This is a genomic window from Deinococcus soli (ex Cha et al. 2016) (assembly GCF_001007995.1).
GTDB classification, from domain to species: domain Bacteria; phylum Deinococcota; class Deinococci; order Deinococcales; family Deinococcaceae; genus Deinococcus; species Deinococcus soli.
This window is the reverse complement of the sequence record NZ_CP011389.1, coordinates 2,101,316-2,123,182: the sequence shown is the minus strand read 5'-3', so window position 1 is coordinate 2,123,182 and position 21,867 is coordinate 2,101,316. Positions and strand designations below refer to the sequence as shown.

Here is a 21,867-nt window from a genome sequence, read left to right as displayed (position 1 = left end):
CCGCCTAGCGCAGCAGGGACGCGCCGCCGTCCACGTACAGTTCGATGCCGGACACGTGGCGGCCCAGGTCGGACGCGAGGAACAGGCAGGCGTCGGCGACGTCCACCGGTTCGCCTTCCCCGCCGTGCAGGGCGGGGCTGCCGCCGGGCAGTTCGACCTTGATGCCGATCTGGTCGGTGTGGCGCTGGTCGGTGCGTTCCTGGATGTTCGTGTGGATCAGGCCGGGGCAGATGGCGTTGCAGCGGATGTTGTGCCGGCCGAGTTCCAGCGCGATCATCTTCGTGAACGCTACCTGCCCGGCCTTGGAGGCGCTGTAGGCGCTGGCGCCCGGGCTGGAGAAGGTGCGGTTGCCGTTGACGCTGCTGGTGATCAGGATGCTGCCGCCACCCGCGCGTTTCAGGTGCGGCACGGCGTAGTGCACGGTGAGGTACGTGCCGCGCAGGTTGATGTTCAGGGTCTTGTCCCACTCGTCCGGGTGCAGTTCGTCGATGGGGGCCCACACGCCGTTGATCCCGGCGTTCGCGAACACGATATCCAGGCGCCCGTACGCGGCGACGGTCGCCTCGATGGCGTCCCGGACGGACTGCTCGTCACTCACGTCGCAGGGCACGTACAGGGCTTCCCCGCCCGCCTGGGTGATCTCGTCGCGGACCTTCTCGCCCTCGTCGGGTTGCACGTCGGCCAGCGCGACCCACGCGCCTTCCTGCGCGAACCGCCGCGCGGTGCTCGCGCCGATGCCGCTGGCGCCTCCGGTGATGAATGCGACCTTGCCTGTCAACATGCCCATCTGAACCTCCGTGCGTCGTCGCCCCTGGTTCGCTGCCGCCTGACGTGAACGGTCCGCGAGGCCGACTGGACCGCACTTCACCGTCCCACGATGGGCTGGGCGTGAGGGCACGGTTGAGGCTGAGTTCAGGGGCACTTGAGGTTCATCTCAGAGGGTCCGAACCCCTACGATCTTGCGCGGTGGTCTGCGGTGAAGTGTGGAGGTCGGTGACCGGGACGGGTGCGTTCCGGGTGGTACGCCGCCCGCGCGGCGCGTGTTCTCTGTTCTGACTGTTCTTCCGGAGGTCCCTATGAAACTGCACAACATCCTGTATCTGGCCGGGTTCGCGTCCATTCTGATCAGCGCCACGCAGTACTTCCAGAACGAGTCCTCTGACAAGGAACGGGACGGGCTGTTCGTGGGGCACTGGGCGCCCACGTTCTTCATCCTGGGCAAGATCGCCGAGGACAAGGCTCGCCTGAACCGCAGCCTGACCGAGTAACTGCCCCTGTCCAGCTGCGGGGTTCTGACTTCCCCGGACGTGCGTGCCGCTGACCAGGCGCGGTGTCCGGGGCTACCTGTGATGGTGCGGGCGGTCCGCGGGTGTGCCCTGTTTGCCCGCGTGCCCGTGCCCCTGCCGGGGAGTGCCCAGGGTGCAGTCCTGCGCGCGGACGGGGCGGGCTATGGTGGGCTGGTCTATGACCGTTCAGGGTGAGCCGGGGGCGCTGGGGCGCGTGTGGCAGGGTGTGGTGGCACGCGAGTCCGCGCGGGTGCGGGACGCGTTCCTGACGTCGGAATCGCCGCGCACGTCGGGCCGGGCCGTGTGGGGGCTGGTGGGGGCGTGGCTGGTCGTCCTGTCGTTCGGCGCGTCGGTGCTGCTGGGGGCGTGGTGGCTGCTGGTCGCGCTGGGCGTGGGTGGGTACCCGGGCGTCACGCGTGGCGTGGTGGGATTCCTGGGCGTGTTGATCCTGCTGTTCGCGTGGCTGGCCGTTCCCCGACCGTACCAGCCGGAGGGGCAGGAGGTCTCCGCGCAGGACGCGCCGGAACTGCACGCGCTGGTGGGGCGCGTGGCAGCGGAACTGGGCGTGGCGCGCCCGGTGCGGGTGGTGCTGGACGGGCAGGCGAATGCGTCCATGGGCCTGGCGGGCTGGCGGCGCGAGCCGGTGCTGGCGCTGGGGTTGCCACTGTGGTGGGCGCTGTCCCCGCAGGGTCAGGTTGGGCTGATCGCGCACGAACTGGCGCACCTGCGCAACGGTGACCCGGCGCGGGGTGGGGTGGTGGCGCTGGCGTTCTCCGTGCTGGAGCGAATGGCTCACGCCCTGCTGCCCGATGGGATCAGCCGCTCGAAGGAGGGCCTGATCCCGATGGTCACGAACGCCCTGATGACCCTCCTGGCCCTGGTACCGCTGGGCGCGGCGCGGCTGCTGGCGTGGCTGGTCGGCGCGGACCGTCAGGCCGCGGAGTTCCGCGCGGATCTGATGGCGACGCGCGTGGCCGGGTCGGAGGCCATGGTGGTCCTGCTGGACCGCCTGCACATGGCGCACCTGCTGGACAGCGCGCTGCACAAGCAGCGGTACATGCCGGAACGTCCGCACGCGTTCGCGGAGTACGCGTTCATGCTCGACCACCTGCCGCAGGAGCAGTGGGCGGCGCAGCGGGCGGCGCTGGGGCGCACCAGCCTGGATGACTCGCATCCCGCGACGTCAGATCGCCTGCAGGTGGTCCTGTCGCACCCGCAGCCCGGCACGGTGCACCTCGCGCCGAAAACGGCGGAGTGGATCCGGCTGGAGTTGACGCCGTTCGTGCGGCCCATCGAGGCGCAGGCCCAGGAGTGGCGGCAGTACCTGCTGAACCACTGACCGACTGACCCCGCGTAGCCTCTGCCCCTCATGACGCGAGCTTGAGGGGCTTTTCATCGGCGCGCAGCCCGGCCCGGCTTAGGCTCGGCGTCTCAGGAGGTGCGTATGCCCAGAGCTTGGAGTGGCAAGGATGAACGGCAGTACCGGCATGTCAGGGACAGTGAGCTGGCGCGTGGTGAGTCCCCGGACCGCGCCGAGGAGATCGCGGCCCGCACGGTGAACAAGCACCGCCGCGAGGAGGGCCGCACCCCGAGCCGGCGCACGCAGGGCACCGGGAATCCGGACGCCGCGCTGGTGGACCTGACGCGGGATGAACTGTACAACCGCGCCCGCGAGAAGGACATTGCGGGCCGCAGCGGTATGAGCAAGGCTGAACTGGTGCGGGTGCTGGGCGGGTAGGCGGGCTTACGGGGCGCTGCTGGCAAGCCGCCTGGCGTTCTCGAGGACGTAGCGGGCGATGTCGGGCAACTGCTTCTCGATCAACACGCTTTCCATGGTGTCCGAGCCGGGGTTGAAGTAGGCGTACACGAAGCTCTGCCCGGTGGTCAGGGTGAGCAGGCCGCTCATGGTGACGTTCCGCCACCCGCTGCCGGCCTTCGAGCCCCAGTACGCGACGGCGGGGTCCCTGACGCGGCAGCAGCCTCTGGCCAGGGTGTCGCGCAGGAACGCGCGGTTGCTGGGGCTCAGGCTGGGGTCCAGGTACAGGCGGGTGATCAGCGTGGCCCACTCGCGCGGCGTGCTGCGGTTTTGCAGCTGCACCTCGGTCTGCGGGTGGTACGTGGGGCTGAAGAAGTAGCGGTCGAGATTGTCCAGCACGCGGTCGGCATTCAGGGTCTGCGCCTGCGTGACGGCGCGGGCGCGCAGCGCGGCCTCCTGCGCCGGGGGCAGGGCGAAGGCCTGCACCGCTCCGGCGGTCAGGTCGGGGCCGTACACGTCCGGCAGGAGGCCGGCCTGCGCGGCCCACCACGCCTTGGTGGTGGTGTTCACGCGGGTGTGGCACGCGCCCTGCGCAGTCACGAGTGTCTGAAGGCGTTCCGGACCGTAACGCAGGTGAAGCACGTCGCTGGCGGTGTTCTCGCTGGCCACGGTCGCCTGCGTGGCGAGGTTCTGCACGGTGCGCGCGCCCGGCTGGTAGAACTCGATGCTGCGGTTGGCTTCCGTGATGCTCAGGCGGGTGTTCAGACTCAGGCGTCCGGCCTGCACGTCGCGCAGCGTTCCCCACAGGACGATCTGCTTGAAGGTGCTCGCCAGGGGGTAGAGACGGTCCGGGTCGTTGGCGATGACGCGCAGGGGGGTGCCGGTGCGCGGGTCGATCTGCGCCAGGTAGAACCCGACGGGGCCGGTGGCGAAGCGGGGCGACTGGTACGGCAGTTCCGGCACAGGTGCGGGTGCGCGGCAGGGCGTGACGGGCACAGGGTCGTAGTCGGTCCAGGCTTCCTCGGGGTACACGTCGATGGCCGTGAAGCGCGTAGGTCCCTCGACGCCCGCGCGGACGGGCATGAGGTTCACGCGCAGCGGGCGGCCCTGCGCGCTGCGGATCTCGATGTCCCTGCCCTGCACGCGGATCCGGATCTGGTCCTGCGCGGTGGGCACCGTGCGGGTCAGGGTGGGCAGCGCCGCGCTGAACTTCAGGTCCGCGCCGGTCCCGCCGGGCGTCCAGCGGATCGTGCCGTCGCGGGCGCTCAGGCCGGTCAGGGTCAGGCGGTAGTACGGGCCGTGCCACGCGCCCTGCACGGTGGGGGCGGCCTGGGCGGTCGTGACGAGCAGCGCGGCAATCAGGAGTCGCAGGTTCATGGGTGCGCGCGCATGATGGCACGCGGGGCCCCTTCTGGGTACGGCAGAGGCGGCGCCCCTCTGGAATTCAGGGGGCGCCGCCAAAGTGGTGCGTCAGGCGTTACTTGCCGTTGCCGTTCCCGTTGCCGGTCTTGGTGCCGGTGGGGCAGCCTTCGGCGGGCGCGGGGATGATGTCCCCGTGGCCGGAGTGGGCGTCCAGGGCGCTACGGCTGACCGTGATCAGGTTGTAGGGGTTGTTGTCACTGCCGGTCTTGTGGCAGATGCTGACCTTGTCGTTGCCGTCACCTGGGGGGGTGGGTTCCGGCTGGCCGGGGGCCGGGGCGGGCTGCACCGGGGCGGGGCTGGGTTGCGTGGCGTCCCCGGCGGTGGTGGGGCAGCCGCCTTCCGGAGCGGGAATGATGTCGCCGTGCCCGGAGTGCGCGTCCAGGGCGCTACGGCTGACCGTGATCAGGTTGTACGGGTTGGTGTCGCTGCCAGTCCGGTGGCAGATGCTGATGGGGTCCTCGGGAGCGGGCGGGGTGGGTTCAGGCTGCACAGGGGCTGGGGTGGGCTGCACCGGAGTCGGCTGGATGGGCGCCGGCTGGACCGGCGCGGGGGCCGGCTGCACGATGGGCGTGGGCTGCACGATCGGGGCGGGGGTCACGGGCGCAGGTGCTGGGGTGACGGGGGCAGCGATGGGCCGGGGGGCGGGCTGCGGCGCCTGGATGGGCAGCAGCACGACCGGCGCGACCGGCAGCAGGCGGATGTCGCGCACGGGGGTCACGACGCCGGGGCGGACGGGGTTCAGCAGCGTGTAGCGGCGCTGGGTGCCGCCGGTGGTGGCGACGACGGAGGTGGCGGGTTCGCTGCCGATGGCGGTCACGGTCGGGCCGCTGACGGTGCCGGCGATGACGTTGCGGCCGGTGACGAGCGTCAGGGTGGTGCCGGCGCGTTGCAGGTCGGACAGCACGGCAGGCATGGTCATGGGGGCGGCGGCGGTGGCGCCGAAGGGATTGACCGTGGTACCGGCGGGGCGGGCGACGCTGGGGCCACCACCGGCGAGGGCGGCGGAGGCGATCAGGAGGGCAAGGGTGCAGGCGACAGGGTTTTTCATGGGGAACTCCTTGATTGGGGTGACACTCTTTTTGAAGTTCCACGAGCCTACGCCATGGCCCAAAGACAGTCCTTTAAACAATGGTCATTTTTCATGTAAAACGCGGTTCTTCAGTATTCACTCAAATGGACTTTCATAAATGCGGTTTTCTACATTATCAAGGTCATTTAAAGCTGATGCGGCGCACCCATCAGAAATCCCCGGCCTGAACAGCACCGGGGATCACCTGGAAAACGGCAGATTCAGTGGGGTTGGGGGGTGCGGGGCAGGCGTTTGGGCATGCCCAGGCCAAGGCCAGTCAGGAATCCGCCGATCACGGCGAGCACGGCGGTGATCAGCACGGTGTTCAGCGGGCTGGGGAAGTTCGTGCTGCGGTTGGCGTTCGCCACGGCGTGCAGCTGGTTGATGTCGATGACGTCCTTCCCGAGCAGCAGCGCGGCGGCGATCAGGATAATCACGCCGAAGGTCAGGGTCACGCGTGACAGGATCTGCATGACCCCAGTGTACGGAGGGCCGCCCCGGCGTTCGGGCGGGCGGCCCTTATGACGTTCTTGGCGAAACGTGTGCTTTTACAGGCACAGGACTTTACAGGCGCAGGGCGCGGGTGGTCGTCGGGACGCGCCAGAAGCCGCTGGTGGCGGTCACGAACAGGGTGGTGCCGTCGGGCCCGCCGAAGCAGAGGTTGCTGACCGTCTGCGGGAACAGGATGCGGCCCAGCTCCTGTCCGTCCGGGGTCAGGACGTGCACGCCGTCGGCGGCGCTGCTCCAGATGCGGCCCGCCTCGTCCAGGCGCAGGCCGTCGGTCTTGCCGGGCGTCACGGTGAAGTGCAGGCCCTCCAGCGTGGCCTCGCCCTGGGGGGTCACGTGGTAGCGGTACGTGCCGGGGTGCTCGCCCGTGTCGGCCAGCAGCAGCGTGTCCGCGCCCGCAAAGATCAGGCCGTTGGGTTTGTGACGGTCGCGAATGGGCGCGCTCAGGGTGCCGTCCGGCGCGAGGCGGTACACCCAGCGGCCCGGCACCTCCATCGGTTCGCCGCGCCCGCCCTCCTCGGGCTTGTCGAGGCCGTAGGAGGGGTCGGTGAACCACAGGCTGCCGTCGGGGTGCAGGGTCACGTCGTTTGGGGAGTTCAGGCGGCCGCCCTCGAACCGGTCCGCCAGGGTGGTCCAAGTGCCGTCCGGCTCCTGGCGCAGCAGGGCGCGCGCCCCGTGTGAGCAGGCGATCAGGCGGCCCTGCGCGTCCACGGTGTGGCCGTTCTGGTAGTCGCTGGGGTGCAGTTCCTCCAGCAGCTGCCCGGCGTCGGTGTACGCCCAGGTGCGGTTCTGGCGCACGTCGCTGAAGATCACGCGCTGCCGGTCGGGCACGTACGTGGGGCCTTCCGTCCAGGAATAGCCGCTGCCCAGCTGCTCGGGCGCCGCGCCGGGCGGCAGGAGGGCGGGGAAGTCCGCGTGCGTGACCTGAAAGGCGGGGTGCGTCATGCCCTCATGGTGACGGGTCACGGGCCGGGCGGGGTGGGGGTGGTGTAAGCGGGTGCCCCGGCCCCCCCGGGGCGGGAGCTGTCCGGGGTGGGGGGATGGTTACGCACGCGGGAACAAATTCCGGGGGGTGCGGGTGCCAATGCGCTGCGCGGGGGGCGGTATGCTGAGGCGTTATGACGCAGTCGCAGACGATCATGTCCGGCGGGAACGCGGCCTTCATCGAGGGCTTGTACGAGGCGTACCTGGCGGACCCCCAGAGTGTCGATCCGCAGTGGCGGGCCTACTTCGACGAGTTGCGCGGCGGCGCGCACGAGACGCCGCACTCGGCCATTCAGGAGGCGTTCTACCAGCTGGGCACGCAGCGCCGTGGCGGGGCCGTGGTGCCTGCGCCGCAGGGCGTGAGCGGCGCGCAGCAGGCGGCGGGCGCGCTGATCACGGCGTTCCGGGTGTACGGGCACATCAGCGCGCACACCAACCCCCTGAAGATGCGCGGCCTGCCGGTGGTGCCCGAGCTGACGCCCGAGTACTACGGCCTGTCCGCTGCGGACCTGAACGAGCAGGTGCAGGACGGGCCGTTCAGCGGGCCGCTGCGGGACGTGATCGCGCAGCTTCAGGAGACGTACTGCGGTCCCATCGGCTTCGAGTTCAACTATCTGCCCGCCAATGAGCGCGCGTGGTTCCAGGAGCGCGTGGAGGCCAACCGCGGCCGGGGCGTGTTCAGCCGCGACGAGCGCCGCCGCCTGATGAGCAAGCTGAACGCCGCCGAGGGCCTGGAACTGTACCTGAAGAACAAGTACCCGGGCGTGAAGCGCTTCGGTCTGGAGGGCGGCGAGTCCTTCATTCCGCTGCTCGACCGGATCATCCAGCAGGCCGGGGCGGTCGGCGTGAAGGAGGTCGTGCTGGGCATGGCCCACCGCGGCCGCCTGAACACCCTGGTGAACATCTTCGGGAAGCCCAGCAGCGTGCTGTTCGACGAGTTCGACGGGAAGAAGAAACTCAGCGACAACCCGGACGTGGCCGGCGACGTGAAGTACCACATGGGGTACTCCAGTGATGTGCGCACGCCCGGCGGGCCGATGCACCTGGCGCTGGCGTTCAACCCCAGCCACCTGGAGATCGTGTCGCCCGTCGTGCACGGCAGTGTCCGCGCCCGTCAGGACCGCCGCGGGGACGAGGCTCGGCGCAGCGTGCTGCCCATCACCGTGCACGGCGACGCCGCCGTGAGCGGGCAGGGCGTGGTCATGGAGACCCTGAACCTGTCGCGCCTGCGTGGCTTCGCGACCGGCGGGGCCGTGCGTATCGTGATCAACAACCAGGTGGGCTTCACGATCAGCGACCCGCGCGACACCCGCAGCAGCCGCTACTGCACGGACGTGGCGAAGATCGCGAACGCGCCCGTGCTGCACGTGAACGGTGACGATCCCGAGGCCGTGGCGTTCTGCGGGGATCTGGCGCTGGCGTACCGGCAGGAGTTCGGCAAGGACGTGTTCATCGACCTGATCTGCTTCCGCCGCAACGGGCACAACGAGGGCGACGAGCCGCGCATGACCCAGCCGATCATGTACCGCGAGATCGACCAGCACCCGGGCACCCGCGCGCTGTACGCGAAGAAGCTGGAGGCCGAGGGGGTTCTGGCCGCCGGTGAGGGCGAGGCGCTCGTCAACCGCTTCCGGGATCAGCTCGACGCGGGTGAGGCCGTGGTCGAGGAGATGGAGAACGCCGCGCAGAGCAAACTGGCCGTGGACTGGAGCGGGTACACCGGCACGCACTGGCGTGACGAGGTCAGCACCGCCGTCCCGCAGGAGAAACTCACCGCGCTGGGCCTGCAACTCACCGAGGTGCCCGAGGGCTTCAAGGTGCACCGCACCATCGAGCGTACCGTCATCAAGCCCCGTCAGGCCATGGCCCGCGGCGAGCAGCCTCTCGACTGGGGCATGGGTGAGATGCTCGCGTACGCCACGCTGCTCGAAGAGGGCTTCGGCGTGCGACTGGTCGGCCAGGACTCCGGGCGCGGCACCTTCGTGCACCGCCACGCCGTGCTGCACGATCAGAACGCGCAGGATCCCATGAACGAGGAGTACATGGCTCTGGCGCACCTGAGCGGAGATCAGGGCCGCGTGGAGGTCATCGACTCCACGCTCTCGGAGGAGGCCGTCATGGCCTTCGAGTACGGGTACTCCACGAGTGAGCCCAAGGCCCTGATCGCCTGGGAAGCGCAGTTCGGCGACTTCGCCAACGGCGCGCAGGCCGTCATCGACCAGTTCCTGTCCGCCGGTGAGAGCAAGTGGCAGCGCCTGTCGGGCCTGACCTTGCTGCTCCCCCACGGGTACGAGGGCGCGGGCCCCGAGCACTCCAGCGCGCGCCTGGAACGCTACCTGCAGCTGTGCGCGCAGAAGAACATGCAGGTCGTGGTGCCCAGTAGCGCCGCGCAGATCTTCCATCTGCTGCGCCGTCAGGTGCTGCGCCCCTACCGCAAGCCGCTGATCGTCATGACGCCCAAGAGCCTGCTGCGCAACAAGGCCGCCATGAGCCCCCTGTCCGACCTGACGGATGGCCGCTTCTGCGAGGTCATCGGTGACCCCGAGGTCACGGGTGCCCGGCGCGTCGTCATCAGCAGCGGCAAGCTGCACTGGGAGCTCGTGGACGCCCGCGACGCCGACCGTGAAGGTTACGCCGGGACGGCCCTGATCCGCCTGGAGCAGCTGTACCCCTTCCCCGCCGAGGCCCTGGCCGCCGAACTCGCCAGGCACCCCGGCGCGCAGGTCGTGTGGGCGCAGGAAGAACCCGAGAACCAGGGCGCGTGGCTGATGATCTGGGAGGACCTGGAGAAGGTCCTGGCTCCCGGGCAGACCCTCAAGGGCGCCACCCGCCCGCGCAGCGCCAGCACCGCGGCCGGGTATGCCAGCGTGCACGCCAAGGAGCAGGCCAAGGTCATCGCCGACGCGCTGGGCGAGAAACTCAGCGGCGAGGTCGTCGCCGAGCAGAAGGAACTCGCCGAGACCGCCAAACAGCAGGGCTGACCCTGCCCATGAAGGCCGCGCCCCCGCCCAGTGCAGGGGCGCGGCTTTCTGCATGAAGGAAGCGAGGGACATGTCCGGTCCCCCGCTTCAGGTGTGCGGCCCAGTTGCGCACGTCCACGACGTTTAAACCTTCCCTTCAGCTTGAAGAAACCGCGCTCTCCCGGCTGAGCTACCGCCCCGTGTGGAGGGGCGGACAGGTTTCGAACCTGTGGCCTCGGTTTGGGGGAGGAAAGGTGCTTGATTGGACGTTCGGCCGCGAATGCTCAGTCTGGAGTGGAACGCTGAGCTTGAAGTGGGTCGCACCTGCCTCTGCCAGTTGGGCTACCCCGCCGCGTGGTGGCGGGCGCAGGAGTCGAACCTGCACTGACGGTGACTTCCCGGTTCAGGTTGAGTGTGAACCTCAACTTGGTCCTCCATCTGTCACTGTACCCGCCGCGCGGGACGCGCGTCATGCGCGCTTCGGCGTACGCCGGGCCAGACCGTCCAGACCACGCGAAGCCGCGCCCCTGACCATCTGGGGCGCGGCTGGATCAGCGCACATTCAGCTGTCGAGCAGGTACGCGAAGACCTTCTCGCCGGGCGTCTGCGGGGTGACCTCGTGGGCGTTCGCTTCCTCGCGGGCGAACTTCACGGCCTGCTGGAGTTTTTGCACGCGGGTCTGCAACTCGTGGATGCGCTGGGCGGGCAGCGCGCCGCTGAACTTCACGGTCCGCCAGTAGCCCACGGTGACGTCCTCGTAGTACACCTCGACCTGCGGGGGGTGCTTGTCGGTCGCCTCGGCCTTGACGTGGTTGCGGGGCACCTTGCGGGTCCGCAGGGTCTGCACGGGTTCGGTGGCGTACGCGTCCGCGCCGGGGTCGAAGGTCCAGCTCTCGCTGGCGTCCAGGACGGGCAGTTTGCGCACGAAGGTGTTCAGGTCGTTCAGCTGCTTTTCTAGGAACAGCAGGTAACTGACCGGCACCTCCCGCAGCAGGACGCGCTCGCCGATCACGACGTCCGCCTTCGCCTCGCAGTTCGCCCAGTCCTTCGTGGCGGTCACGTCGAACAGCTCGGTCAGGATGGCCGCGGTCTGCCGCAGGATGTCCTCGGCGCGGACCTGCACGCGGGTCGATTCGGGGGGCAGCGTCTCACCCTCCTCGTCGCGTGGGCGGTACGTGCGGGCGATGCCGCCCAGCAGGGTGGGTTTCTGAAGCTGGTGGTGCGCCTCGGTGATTTCCGCCAGGGAGCGGCTCTTGACGCCCTTCTCCACGGCGATGATCTGGTTCAGTCTGGGCATGCGGGGACCCTCCTTGCAGGGTGTGGGACGCGCGTGAATGCGACCCCTCAAGCCTATCCAGGGGACAGCGGGCCAGGATGCGCCGTCTGGCGCACGGCGGCGTAGGTCACCCGGCCTGCGCGGGATCAGCCCCGCCTGGGTGAGCGTCCAGCTTTTCGTGTGTTGTGTTCGGGCGTCCCCGGCGCAGTCACAGCGCCGGGGGGGTATAACTGAGGGCGTTATGGCGGACATCAAAGTTCCTGTTTTTTCCGAGTCGGTGAGCGAAGGTACGCTGCTGGCGTGGCATAAGAAACCCGGCGACGCCGTGAAGCGCGGCGAGGTCCTGGCCGAGATCGAGACGGACAAGGTGGTACTGGAAGTCACGGCCCTGCAGGACGGCGTGCTGGTCAGCACCGCGAAGAACGAGGGGGACACGGTGCTCAGCGAGGAGGTGCTGGGCGTCGTGGGTGACGCGGGCAGCGCGCCTGCTCCGGCCGCCCCCCAGGAGACCGTCAGCGGTCCGATCGCGAACGAGGTCAGCGCGGGTGGCACCGCCACGCAGCCCGACAGCGCTGCACTGGGCAACGAGGCGACGCGCCGCGACGACCTCTCCCCTGCCGTGCGCAAGGTGGTCGTGGAGAACGGCCTGAACCCCGCGCAGATTCCCGCCACCGGCCCGAAGGGCAACATCACGAAGGCCGACGCGCTGGGCTCGGTGGGCCAGCAGGCCGCGCCCACCCAGACGGCTCAGGCTCCGGCGCAGGCCGTGACGCCCGCCGCCGTGATCCCCGCCGGGGCGCGTCCCGAGCAGCGCGTACCCATGACCCGCATCCGTCAGCGCATCAGCGAGCGCCTGAAGGACGTACAGAACACCGCGGCCCTGCTGACCACCTTCAACGAGGTGAACATGCAGCCCGCCATGGACCTGCGCAAGAAGTACCAGGATCAGTTCGTGGCGAAACACGGCGTGAAACTGGGCTTCATGAGCCTGTTCGTGCGCGCCGCGACCGAGGCGCTGAAGGCCTTCCCGGTCGTGAACGCCAGCGTCGAGGGCAAGGACATCATCTACCACGGCTTCTACGACATCGGTATCGCGGTGGCCAGTGACCGTGGTCTGGTCGTGCCGATCCTGCGCGACACCGACCAGATGAGCCTCGCCGGGATCGAGAAGGCCATCGGCGGGTACGCCCAGAAGGCCAAGTCCGGCAAGCTGACGCTGGAGGACATGAGCGGCGGTACGTTCAGCATCACGAACGGCGGCACGTTCGGCAGCATGATGAGCACCCCGATCATCAACGCCCCGCAGAGCGCCATCCTGGGCATGCACAACATCATCGAGCGGCCCATCGCGCAGAACGGGCAGGTCGTGATCGCCCCCATGATGTACATCGCCCTAAGCTACGACCACCGCATCATCGACGGCAAGGAAGCCGTGCAGTTCCTCGTCATGATCAAGAACCTGCTGGAAGACCCAGCGCGGATGCTGCTGGAACTGTAAGCAGCGTCCATGGTTGACCGTTGATGGTTGATAGAGGGGGTGTCCCTTCCATCAACCATCAACTGTTCACTGTTCACGCCTCCCCCCAGTGAGGCTTCTGCCAGAGTGCGTCCGCTACCCTGGGCGGCATGACGGGCGTAGCTCAGCAGGAGGCCCTGACGGGCCGGTTCGGTGGCGTGTCAGACGGCGTGAACCTGCACGCCACCTGGGACGGGGAGCGCCTGAGCGCCCGCGTGGGGGGCTTCACGGACGGCACCGACGTGCGCGTATGGCTGGAGGGCAGCGAACTCGTGGGCCGCGTGGGGGGCATCACGAGCGGGCATGACGTCCGGGCGGGCATCGCGGCGGGCGTCATGACGGTCCGCCTGGGCGGCTTCACGCAGGGCGTGGACGCGCGGCTGGAGTTCACGCCGGATCAGGTGACGGGCCGCTACGGCCGCTTCACGGACGGCCTGGACGTCTCCCTGCGCCACTACGCGGGCGAGGTGCGGGGTCGGCTGGGCAGCTTCACGCGTGGCGTGAACGTCCAGCTGGACCTGGGGGCCGTGCCGTTCCCGTTGGGAGCGCTTCTGCTCGTGTGCGCGCTGAACCTCTGGCTCACGCAGGGCCGCGCCCTGACCCCCAGCCGGTAAGGGACCAGACGAGAGGAGGCGGGTGGCTGTCGTGCCCCGCCTCCTCTGCGGTCCTGTCCGCCCGTCCGGTCAGTGCGCCAGGACGTCCGCGCTGAGGTCCTCGGGTCTGATCGCGCCGGTCATGACGGACACGGTGTCGGCCATGCTGATCTTCTGGGGGTTCAGCAGCGCGGCGCGCCGGCCCATGCGGTGCACGTGGATGCGGTCGGCGATCTCGAACACGTGGGGCATGTTGTGGCTGATCAGGATGACCGGCAGGCCCCGGTCGCGGACCTTGCGGATCAGGTCGAGCACCATGTTCCCCTCGCGCACGCCGAGCGCGGCGGTGGGTTCGTCCATGATGACCACGTGCTGCGCGAACGCGGCGGCGCGGGCCACGGCGACCCCCTGGCGCTGCCCGCCGCTCAGCGTCTCGACGGGCTGGCTCATGCTCTTGATCGCGAACTGCAGGCCTTTCATGTGCTCGGTAGCCTCGGTGAGCATGCGGCGGCGGTCGATGAGTTTCAGCGCGCGGCCCAGCGCGCCGCCGCGGTACAGTTCGCGGCCCAGGAAGAGGTTCTCCGCGATGGTCATGGCCGGGGCGACGGCAAGGTCCTGGTACACCGTCTCGATCCCGGCGCGGCGGGCGTCGCTGGGCGTGCGGAAGTGCACGGGCTGCCCGTCCAGGAGGATCTCGCCCTCGTCGGGGATGAGCGCGCCGGACAGCGCCTTGATGAGGCTGCTCTTGCCCGCGCCGTTGTCGCCGATGACGGCCATGATCTCGCCGGGGCGCAGTTCGAAGTCCGCGCCGCCGATGGCAGTGACGTGCCCGTAGCGCTTGACGAGGCCGCGCGCTTGCATGACCAGAGGCCGGGCGAGGTGCGGGGCGGGCGGGGTGACGGGCAGGTGGGCGGCGGCGGTCATGCTTTCCTCCGGGAGAACTGGTCGGTGGCGACCGCCAGGATGATCAGGATGCCGGTGATGAGGTTCTGGTACACGCTGTCCAGGCCCATGAACGTCAGGCCCGAGCGGAACACGCCGACGATCAGCACGCCGACCAGGGTGCCCAGGACGTTGCCGCGCCCGCCGAAGAGACTGGTGCCGCCGATCACGACGGCGGTGATGCTCTCGAGGTTCTCGGTGGTGCCCGCCTCGGGGGACGCGCCGCCGATGCGTTCCAGCAGCAGCAGGGCCGCCACGCCGTACAGCACGCCCGCGAAGGTGTACACGCTGAGCAGCAGGCGACTGGTGTTGATGCCGCTCAGGCGCACCGCTTCCGGGTTGTTGCCCAGCGCGTAGATGTGCCGCCCGGGCGCGGTGTAGTTCAGGAAGAGCCACGTCAGGATGAACAGCGCGACCATCAGCAGGCTGCCGTACGTGAACGGCGTGCCGAACACCGTGAAGCGCTGCGCGAGGAACGTCAGGCCGTCGGCGGGCATGGGCACGCTGGTCGCCTTGGAGTAGATCTTCACCGCGGCGAACACGATGGAGTACATGCCGAGCGTCACGATGAACGGCGGCAGTTTCCACTTCGTGATGAGCAGGCCGTTCAGCCAGCCGACGAACGCGCCGACCGCAAAGCCCGCCAGGATCGCCAGTGGAATGGGCACGCCCTGCTCGACGGCCAGTTTGCCGATCACCATGCTGCTCAGGGCCATGATCATCCCGCAGCTCAGGTCGATCCCGGCGGTCAGGACGATCAGCGTCTGCGCGATGGCGATCACGCCCACGAACGACGCCTGCTGCAGGATCAGGCTGAAGGTGCCCAGCGTCAGGAACCGGTCGGACTGGAAGGTGAAGAACAGGCAGGCGATCAGCAGGGCGATCAGGGGGCCCAGGGTGCTGAGGTTCGGCAGCTGGAAGCGCCGCGCGGGCGTGGTGGTGGGTTGCGTCATGCTCATGGGTCTCCCCGGTCAATGAAGTTCGCCACGGCCCGCGGCTCAGGGGGGCGCGGGCCGTGGCGACTTGAAGGTGAGGGTCGGGGGCGGGGCCGGACAGCCGCGCCGGTCAGGACCTCAGTTCAGACTTACTGGCCCCAGCAGTTGGCGAGGCCGAACTTGCCGTTCTGGCTCTTCACGCCGCTCATGGCCTTGTTGGTGATCAGGGTGACGCCGGTGTCGGTGTAGCCGCTGACCTTCTTGCCGGTCTTGGCGTAGTTCACGCCTGCCGCGACGCCCATGCTGGCCATCTTCAGGGGGTACTGCTGGCTGGTCGCGCCGATCACGCCGCCCTCGACGTTGCGCACGCCCGCGCAGCCGCCGTCCACGGAGACAATCAGGACGCTCTTTTCCTTCCCGGCGGCCTTCAGCGCCTGGTACGCCCCGGCGGCGGCGGGTTCGTTGATGGTGTACACGACATTGATGTCCGGGTTCTTCTGGAGGCAGTTCTCCATGGCGGTCTGGCCCTTGGTCTGGTCCCCGAAGGAGTCCTGCGCGCAGGCGACGCTGGTGTTCACGAGGGCGGTCGTGCTGGCGGTGATGCCCTTGATGCCAAAGCCCGCCAGGAAGCCGTTGTGCCGCGCGATGCCGACCGGGTGGCCGGGGAACAGGTCCAGGGTGGCGATGACGGCCTTTTTGGTGCCCATGGCCTTCTTGGCCCACTGGCCGATCAGGATGCCCGCCTGGTAGTTGTTCGTGGCGAACAGCGCGTCGACGGCGCTGGCGGGTTCGGTGGGGCTGTCCAGCGCGATGACCATGACGCCCTGCGCGCGGGCCTTGGCGATGGCGGGCACGATGGCCTTGGAGTCGCTGGGGGTGATCAGGATGGTCTTGGCTCCGGCGGCGACCATATTCTCGATGGCGGCGACCTGCCCGGCGTTGTCGCCGTCGGCCTTCCCGGCGGCGGTCAGGAGTTTGGCGCCCAGGCGGGTGGCTTCCTTCTGCGCGCCTTCTTTCATCTTCACGAAGAAGGGGTTGGTCTCGGTCTTGGTGATCAGGCCGATGATGGGCTGGGCGCTGCTCTGGGCCTGCACGGCGCCCAGGGTCAGGCTGGCGGCGAGGGTGGTCAGGGCGGCGGTGGCGATGACTTTGCGCATGGTGGTTCCTCCGGGGGTGGCCGCATGGGCCGGGGTAGGGTCGGTGGCTGGGTTCAGTGGCTGTGGGCGGGGGCGGGCGTGTGGGGCGGGCTGGTGGAGTGCCGGACGATCAGCGTGGTGGACAGCTGGTGGTGCTGCGGGGGGCCGTCGCGCGGGTGGCGCAGCTGCGCGATGAGCTGCTCGGCGGCGCAGGTACCCAGGTCGTAGGTGGGCTGCGCGACGACCGTCAGGGGGGGGTTCATGGTCTGGGCCCAGCGGCTGTCGTCGAAGCCGACGATGCTGAGGTCATCGGGGATGCGCAGGTTCAGGGCGCGGGCGGCCAGGACGGCGCCGACGGTCATCTCGTTGTTGCCGACGAACAGCGCGGTGGGGCGGCGGTGCTCGGGGAGGGTCAGGAGGCGCAGCGCGGCGCGGTGGCCGTCGTCCTCGCGGTGGTTGCCGGGCAGGACCAGGGCCGGGTCGTAGGTCAGTCCGGCGGCTTCCAGGGCGGCGCGGTAGGCGTCGTGGCGCTGCGTGGCGGTGCTGATGTCCTGCTGCCCGACGATCATGCCGATGCGCGCATGCCCCAGGCTGATGAGGTGGCGGGTGGCGGCGGTGGCGCCGCCCGAGTTGTCGGCGGTGACGGTGGTGACGTCGGGGGTGCCGCTCATGCGGTCGAGTTCGACGATGGGCACGCCGTTCAGAGCGGCGAGGTTCTCGCGGGCGCCGCTGGTGGGGACGATGATCAGGCCCTGGGGCAGGTGGCCGCGCAGGGTGTCGATGGCGCGGCGTTCCTTGGCGGGGTCCTCGTCGCTGTTGAACAGGAAGGCAGTGTAGCCGTGCCGGTCGGCGGCGTCCTGGATGCCCTTGGCGAGCTGCGCGTGGAAGGGGTTGAGGATGTCGGTGACGATCACGCCGATGGTCCGGGTCTCGCCCTGGCGGAGGCTGCGGGCGATGACGTTGGGCTGGTAGCCGAGTTCGCGCGCGGCGCTCAGGACGCGTTCACGGGTGGTGGCGGCAACCATGTCGGGTCGGGACAGGGCGCGGGAGGCGGTGGCGGTACTGACCTGGGCGAGCTGGGCGACGTCCTGGATACTGGCCATTGAAATCGATTACACCTCCCCGGCACGGCTGCGGGTGATGAGTGGAGCGGCTGGTTTCCCAGACGAGGAAACCCGGTTGCAAACGATTACATTGAGGTGCAGTCAGTGTGCGCGCCCCGCCCGCCCCTGTCAATCCCCACGCCCCACCCCCACGCAACACTTGACCCGGTTCAACATTCCTGGCAGGTCGCCCCCACCCCCAGCCCAGTGCCGCACCGGTCGACGGGCACAGTCCGCTCCAGGCCCGCACACCCCGCCCCCGCCATCCGATCACGGCCCGATCATGGCCGGTCTGCTGAACTGCACCCAGCACCGACCGCACCTCTCCGCGCAACGCCGCCGCAACGCCCCATCCGCTTCACTGTGCCCACACCCCACCGGAGGTCCACCATGAACGCACGCACCCTGATCGGCACCGCCCTCCTCACCACCCTGTCGGCCGCCCTGTCCGCCGCGCACGCGCAGAACAGCGTGAACCTCCAGAACCTCCAGCTGCAACCCATCCAGATCTCCACCCTGAACCTGAACGTCCTGCGCGTCCCCCAGGCCCAGTTCCAGCAGGTCCTCCAGAGCCCGAACGCCCTGCAACTGAACCTGCAGGAGCTGCCCGCGCGCCTCCAGGCCCGCGACGCCGAGATCAGCCGCAGCCTGAGCCTCGTGCAGGGCCTCCAGGGCCGCGCGGACCTGCGCGCCGACATCGCCCGCGCCACCCTGGCCCTCCCGCGCGGCCTGACGGTGCCCACCACCATCAAGCTCCGCACCGGCGAGAACAAGGAAGTCCTGCTGTACGGCCAGGACACCGTCGCCCTGAGCGTCGCCCAGGCCGAGGCCGCCGCACCCGCCAACCGCGCCGCCATCCTGCAGTCGTTCGGCCTCAGCGACCAGAACCCCATCCCGCGCGAATTCCTGACGCCCGACTCGGCCCGCACCGTCAACATCGCCCCGAATGTCCGCTTCACGGTGCCCACCACGATCCTGAACAAGGTCACGCCCCCCAAACCCTCGCAGCCGCAGGAGGAACTCGGCGGCGGCTTCGTGAGCAACCCCACCGACGGCGCGTGCCGCTTCACGCCCACCAACGCCCTGTTCGGGCAGATGCGCGGCAACCGCATCGACCAGATCACCACCATCAAGGACCAGGGCGGCCGCGGCACCTGCATGGCCTTCGCGTACGTCTCGGCGCTGGAAACCCAGATCGCGCGCCGCATCAAGACTCCATTCAACCTCTCCGAGCAGTACGCGTACTACTGGCTGCGCGGCGACGACGGCGTCCTCGGCGACGGCGCCGGGTGGGGCGACTTCAACGACATCATCGGCAAGCAGCGCATGATCCCCACCGAGGTCCGCTGGAAGTACAACGCGTCCCGGAGCCGCGTCCGCATCCCCGCCGACACCACCAAGGCCGTCACGGAATTCCGGAACTCCTGCCTGAACTACGCCAACCAGGCGTGCAGCGACACCACCGCCCAGGCCCAGCTCGTCTGCCAGGGCGGCACGAACAACTGCGCGTGGAAACCCGAGTGGGACATCGCCCCGAACGCCGCGTTCAACTTCCGCGCCACGCAGGGCACCGAAGTCTGGGTGGCACTCGCCAACAACGCCCTGGGCAGCGGCGACGCCGCCCGCGCCTACCGCCGCGCCCTGCTGCGCCAGATGATCGACCGGGGCGACCAGCTGATCCTGGGCTTCAACGTGGACCCCGCCTTCGACGCCATCGGCGCCACCGGCCTGCCGAACCTGAGCCTGATGGGCGGCAAGGTCCGCGGCGGTCACGCCGTGCACGTCGTCGGCTACGTCAACAGCGGCATGCAGACCTACGACGTGAAGATCGCCGGGCTGGTGAACGTCAAGCTGTCCCTGCCCACCGGGTACTTCGTGATCAAGAACTCCTGGAGCTGCGGCTTCGGCGACGGCGGCTACGCCTACCTGCCCGACAGCTTCATGGACAAGGAAGTGTACGGCGTGTACAACATCCCCGCGAACGCCGTCGCCAGCGACATGGCCAACTTCTGACCGAACAAGCGAGGGGGGCCGCAGCGCGATTGGCTGCGGCCCCCTCCTGCTGGACGCTGTTACTCGACGGTGACGCTCTTGGCGAGGTTACGGGGTTTGTCCACGTCCTTGCCCAGCGCGGTGGCCGTGAAGTACGCCAGGAGCTGCATGGCGACGGCGTTCACGACGGGGCTGACCATCTCGTGGGCGCGCGGGACGTAGATGACGTCGTCGCCGTGGCGGGCGTTCTCGGTGTCGCCGTCCGACAGGAACAGAATGACCTTCCCGGCGCGGGCGCGGACTTCCTGCACGTTGCTGATGGTCTTTTCCAGCAGGCGGCTCTCGGTGGCGATCACGGCGACCGGCAACTTCTCGTCGATCAGGGCGATGGGACCGTGCTTCATCTCGCCCGCCGCGTACGCTTCGGCGTGGATGTAGCTGATCTCCTTGAGTTTCAGCGCGCCCTCGTAGGCGGTGGGGCTGTTCACGCCGCGCCCCAGGAACAGGTAGTCGCGGGCCATGGCGTACTTCTCGGCGACTTCCTTGATGCGCGCCACGCGCTCGGGGGCCAGGGCTTCCTCGACCAGGCGGGGCAGTTCGCGGGCGGCCTTCAGGAGTTCGGCGCCCTGCTCCTCGCTGAGCGTTCCACGGGCGCGGCCCAGCCACAGGGCCAGCATCAGGAACGCGCTGACCATTGACGTATACGCCTTGGTGCTGGCGACGCCGATCTCGGGTCCGGCGTGGATGTACAGCGTGTCGTCCAGTTCGCGGGTCATGGAGGAGCCCTTGGCGTTGATCACGCCGAGGGTCTTCGCGCCGAACTTCTTCGCCTCGCGCAGCGCCTCCAGGGTGTCGATGGTCTCGCCGCTCTGGGACACGACGATGGCCAGGGTGTTCTCGCTGACCAGGGGATCGCGGTAGCGGTACTCGCTGGCCACGTCGACTTCCACAGGAATGCGGGCGAGCTGCTCGATCAGGTACTCGCCGACCAGACCGGCGTAGTAGGCGGTGCCGCACGCGATGATGGAGATGCGCTTGAAGCTGCCGGGGTCGAGGTCGATGTCGAGGTTCACCTCACCGGTCTCGTCGTGCAGGCGGCCGATCAGGGTGTTGGTGAGGGCCTGGGGCTGCTCGTAGATCTCCTTGAGCATGTACGTGTCGTACCCGCCCTTCTCGGCGGCCTCGGCATCCCACTCGATGTGCTCCACGGGGCGCTCCTGGGGGTTGCCCGCCAGGTCCATGACGCGGAAGCCGTCGTCGTTCAGGACGACCATGTCGCCGTCGTGCAGGAACACCATGTTGCGGGTGTAGGCCAGCAGGGCGGGCACGTCACTGGCCAGGAACATCTCGCCCTCGCCGACGCCCATCACGAGCGGGCTGACGGTGCGGGCCGCGACGATCTCGCGGTGGTCGACGTGCGTGACGACGATCCCGTACGCGCCGCGCACCTGGCTCAATGCCGCGCGGACGGCCTCCTCGAGGTTGCCCGCGTAGGCTTCCTCGATCAGGTGGGCGAGGACCTCGCTGTCGGTCTCGCTCTTGAACTCGTGCCCACGGCTCATCAGGCCCTCTTTGAGGGGCAGGTAGTTCTCGATGATGCCGTTGTGGATGATCACGATGCGGCCGTCCTCGGTGGCGTGCGGGTGCGCGTTCGTGTCGTTCGGCAGGCCGTGCGTGGCCCAGCGGGTGTGCCCGATGCCCAGCGAGCCGCCCATGGGCTGACCCTCCAGCAGCGTGCTGAGGTTCTCGAGTTTCCCGGCCTTCTTCTTCACCTCGATCTGCGCGCCGTCATGCACGGCGATGCCCGCGCTGTCGTAGCCGCGGTACTCCAGTTTCGAGAGACCGGAGATGAGAACGTCCTGCGCCTGCCGGGGGCCGATGTATCCAACGATGCCGCACATAATGCTCCTTGCTGGGGCGCGTCAGCGGCGCGGTCCGGGGGTCAGGACCTCCCGCCACACTGCTCGCAGCCCACGCTGGTGTCTGTGGATTTGATGCATGGTTCCCGGCTTTATGTCCGTGTTGCCACGGGGGTTATGGTCGGGATTCACGCCCTGGATTCCGTGCTGGAACCGCCGGGCGCCGGGTAGGCCGTGCATGCTGGCCTGGAAGCATCCGCAGAAACTCGCTGACTTCCACCTCGTCTCCCCAGTCCCGCGTGGGCGGGCAGGGGCCTTGCGCTGCCCTGTTTCGTGTGAACCGGACACCAAGTCGGTCCACCCGCGCAGCATAGCATCCACCCCCCACCTCACATGAGTACGCCACTCACGCACCCATCCGGGGCTGGGCAGGCCACCGCCGCAACCCTCAAGGGAACGCCTGAGCGACCTTACATCCGCGCCTGACCACAGTTGCTAGGATATTCGGCGCGAGCGTACGCGCGCGGACAC

18 protein-coding genes are annotated in these 21,867 nt (G+C 69.0%); 7 read left to right on the top strand and 11 right to left on the bottom strand.

The annotated features are described in order from the left end of the window. Positions 1-4: 4 nt before the first annotated feature. On the bottom strand, positions 5-781 hold the full coding sequence (locus tag SY84_RS10490) for an SDR family oxidoreductase (protein WP_245621321.1): 777 nt from the start codon (positions 779-781) through the stop codon (positions 5-7). 295 nt (positions 782-1,076) lie between these two features. Here SY84_RS10490 and SY84_RS10485 point away from each other — a divergent pair, with 295 nt between their 5' ends. The 3 genes from SY84_RS10485 (at position 1,077) to SY84_RS10475 (ending at position 3,024) form a co-directional block, all read left to right on the top strand. Further along, a complete protein-coding gene (locus SY84_RS10485) occupies positions 1,077-1,268 on the top strand; it encodes a hypothetical protein (RefSeq protein ID WP_046843961.1) in 192 nt (63 codons plus the stop codon). 196 nt (positions 1,269-1,464) lie between these two features. Next, the gene (locus tag SY84_RS10480) at positions 1,465-2,625 is read left to right on the top strand and encodes a M48 family metalloprotease (protein ID WP_081424568.1); all 1,161 of its coding nucleotides are present in this window, start codon (positions 1,465-1,467) and stop codon (positions 2,623-2,625) included. Between the two features lie 105 nt (positions 2,626-2,730). After that, on the top strand, positions 2,731-3,024 hold the full coding sequence (locus SY84_RS10475) for a hypothetical protein (protein ID WP_046843960.1): 294 nt from the start codon (positions 2,731-2,733) through the stop codon (positions 3,022-3,024). A gap of 6 nt (positions 3,025-3,030) precedes the next feature. On the opposite strand, the gene SY84_RS10470 is transcribed toward SY84_RS10475, so the two are convergent. The 4 genes from SY84_RS10470 to SY84_RS10455 form a co-directional block, all read right to left on the bottom strand. Beyond that, on the bottom strand, positions 3,031-4,419 hold the full coding sequence (locus SY84_RS10470; RefSeq protein WP_052751120.1) for a serine hydrolase: 1,389 nt from the start codon (positions 4,417-4,419) through the stop codon (positions 3,031-3,033). A 100-nt stretch (positions 4,420-4,519) separates the two neighbouring features. Continuing rightward, the gene (locus SY84_RS15945; protein WP_052751119.1) at positions 4,520-5,512 is read right to left on the bottom strand and encodes a hypothetical protein; all 993 of its coding nucleotides are present in this window, start codon (positions 5,510-5,512) and stop codon (positions 4,520-4,522) included. A gap of 242 nt (positions 5,513-5,754) precedes the next feature. Beyond that, positions 5,755-6,006: a hypothetical protein gene (locus tag SY84_RS10460; RefSeq protein ID WP_046843959.1), complete on the bottom strand. Its 252-nt coding sequence runs from the start codon at positions 6,004-6,006 to the stop codon at positions 5,755-5,757. A gap of 91 nt (positions 6,007-6,097) precedes the next feature. After that, a complete protein-coding gene (locus SY84_RS10455) occupies positions 6,098-6,985 on the bottom strand; it encodes an SMP-30/gluconolactonase/LRE family protein (RefSeq protein WP_046843958.1) in 888 nt (295 codons plus the stop codon). Positions 6,986-7,158: 173 nt separating this feature from the next. Between SY84_RS10455 and SY84_RS10450 the strand changes: the two genes are divergently transcribed. Continuing rightward, entirely contained in the window at positions 7,159-10,005 is a 2,847-nt protein-coding gene (locus tag SY84_RS10450) for a 2-oxoglutarate dehydrogenase E1 component (RefSeq protein WP_046843957.1), read from the top strand. A 541-nt stretch (positions 10,006-10,546) separates the two neighbouring features. On the opposite strand, the gene SY84_RS10445 is transcribed toward SY84_RS10450, so the two are convergent. After that, positions 10,547-11,281, bottom strand: coding sequence for a hypothetical protein (locus SY84_RS10445; protein ID WP_046843956.1), 735 nt, complete (start codon positions 11,279-11,281; stop codon positions 10,547-10,549). Positions 11,282-11,501: 220 nt separating this feature from the next. Here SY84_RS10445 and odhB point away from each other — a divergent pair, with 220 nt between their 5' ends. Together odhB and SY84_RS10435 are read left to right on the top strand one after the other, a co-directional pair. Next, positions 11,502-12,758 carry a 2-oxoglutarate dehydrogenase complex dihydrolipoyllysine-residue succinyltransferase gene (gene odhB, locus SY84_RS10440; RefSeq protein WP_046843955.1) on the top strand — a complete coding sequence of 419 codons (1,257 nt, stop codon included), beginning with the start codon at positions 11,502-11,504 and terminating at the stop codon, positions 12,756-12,758. A gap of 128 nt (positions 12,759-12,886) precedes the next feature. After that, positions 12,887-13,390, top strand: coding sequence for a hypothetical protein (locus tag SY84_RS10435; protein ID WP_046843954.1), 504 nt, complete (start codon positions 12,887-12,889; stop codon positions 13,388-13,390). A gap of 69 nt (positions 13,391-13,459) precedes the next feature. On the opposite strand, the gene SY84_RS10430 is transcribed toward SY84_RS10435, so the two are convergent. The 4 genes from SY84_RS10430 to SY84_RS10415 all read right to left on the bottom strand — a co-directional run bounded on the left by SY84_RS10430 (position 13,460) and on the right by SY84_RS10415 (position 17,485). Continuing rightward, on the bottom strand, positions 13,460-14,293 hold the full coding sequence (locus SY84_RS10430; protein ID WP_046843953.1) for an ATP-binding cassette domain-containing protein: 834 nt from the start codon (positions 14,291-14,293) through the stop codon (positions 13,460-13,462). After that, entirely contained in the window at positions 14,290-15,264 is a 975-nt protein-coding gene (locus tag SY84_RS10425) for an ABC transporter permease (protein ID WP_157883083.1), read from the bottom strand. Before SY84_RS10425 ends, SY84_RS10430 begins: the two co-directional genes overlap by 4 nt. A 131-nt stretch (positions 15,265-15,395) precedes the next feature. Next, positions 15,396-16,403, bottom strand: coding sequence for a sugar ABC transporter substrate-binding protein (locus SY84_RS10420; protein ID WP_046843951.1), 1,008 nt, complete (start codon positions 16,401-16,403; stop codon positions 15,396-15,398). Positions 16,404-16,456: 53 nt separating this feature from the next. Next, on the bottom strand, positions 16,457-17,485 hold the full coding sequence (locus SY84_RS10415) for a LacI family DNA-binding transcriptional regulator (protein WP_046843950.1): 1,029 nt from the start codon (positions 17,483-17,485) through the stop codon (positions 16,457-16,459). 390 nt (positions 17,486-17,875) lie between these two features. Here SY84_RS10415 and SY84_RS16800 point away from each other — a divergent pair, with 390 nt between their 5' ends. Then, positions 17,876-19,498 carry a C1 family peptidase gene (locus SY84_RS16800; RefSeq protein ID WP_046843949.1) on the top strand — a complete coding sequence of 541 codons (1,623 nt, stop codon included), beginning with the start codon at positions 17,876-17,878 and terminating at the stop codon, positions 19,496-19,498. Positions 19,499-19,557: 59 nt separating this feature from the next. On the opposite strand, the gene glmS is transcribed toward SY84_RS16800, so the two are convergent. Further along, a complete protein-coding gene (glmS, locus tag SY84_RS10405) occupies positions 19,558-21,378 on the bottom strand; it encodes a glutamine--fructose-6-phosphate transaminase (isomerizing) (protein WP_046843948.1) in 1,821 nt (606 codons plus the stop codon). Positions 21,379-21,867: the final 489 nt, after the last annotated feature.

Coding starts and splice junctions, on each gene's coding strand:
- SY84_RS10490 (WP_245621321.1), bottom strand. CDS start 781: ATGTTGACAGGCAAGGTCGCATTCATCACCGGAGGCGCCAGCGGCATC.
- SY84_RS10485 (WP_046843961.1), top strand. CDS start 1,077: ATGAAACTGCACAACATCCTGTATCTGGCCGGGTTCGCGTCCATTCTG.
- SY84_RS10480 (WP_081424568.1), top strand. CDS start 1,465: ATGACCGTTCAGGGTGAGCCGGGGGCGCTGGGGCGCGTGTGGCAGGGT.
- SY84_RS10475 (WP_046843960.1), top strand. CDS start 2,731: ATGCCCAGAGCTTGGAGTGGCAAGGATGAACGGCAGTACCGGCATGTC.
- SY84_RS10470 (WP_052751120.1), bottom strand. CDS start 4,419: ATGAACCTGCGACTCCTGATTGCCGCGCTGCTCGTCACGACCGCCCAG.
- SY84_RS15945 (WP_052751119.1), bottom strand. CDS start 5,512: ATGAAAAACCCTGTCGCCTGCACCCTTGCCCTCCTGATCGCCTCCGCC.
- SY84_RS10460 (WP_046843959.1), bottom strand. CDS start 6,006: ATGCAGATCCTGTCACGCGTGACCCTGACCTTCGGCGTGATTATCCTG.
- SY84_RS10455 (WP_046843958.1), bottom strand. CDS start 6,985: ATGACGCACCCCGCCTTTCAGGTCACGCACGCGGACTTCCCCGCCCTC.
- SY84_RS10450 (WP_046843957.1), top strand. CDS start 7,159: ATGACGCAGTCGCAGACGATCATGTCCGGCGGGAACGCGGCCTTCATC.
- SY84_RS10445 (WP_046843956.1), bottom strand. CDS start 11,281: ATGCCCAGACTGAACCAGATCATCGCCGTGGAGAAGGGCGTCAAGAGC.
- odhB (WP_046843955.1), top strand. CDS start 11,502: ATGGCGGACATCAAAGTTCCTGTTTTTTCCGAGTCGGTGAGCGAAGGT.
- SY84_RS10435 (WP_046843954.1), top strand. CDS start 12,887: ATGACGGGCGTAGCTCAGCAGGAGGCCCTGACGGGCCGGTTCGGTGGC.
- SY84_RS10430 (WP_046843953.1), bottom strand. CDS start 14,293: ATGACCGCCGCCGCCCACCTGCCCGTCACCCCGCCCGCCCCGCACCTC.
- SY84_RS10425 (WP_157883083.1), bottom strand. CDS start 15,264: ATGACGCAACCCACCACCACGCCCGCGCGGCGCTTCCAGCTGCCGAAC.
- SY84_RS10420 (WP_046843951.1), bottom strand. CDS start 16,403: ATGCGCAAAGTCATCGCCACCGCCGCCCTGACCACCCTCGCCGCCAGC.
- SY84_RS10415 (WP_046843950.1), bottom strand. CDS start 17,485: ATGGCCAGTATCCAGGACGTCGCCCAGCTCGCCCAGGTCAGTACCGCC.
- SY84_RS16800 (WP_046843949.1), top strand. CDS start 17,876: ATGAACGCACGCACCCTGATCGGCACCGCCCTCCTCACCACCCTGTCG.
- glmS (WP_046843948.1), bottom strand. CDS start 21,378: ATGTGCGGCATCGTTGGATACATCGGCCCCCGGCAGGCGCAGGACGTT.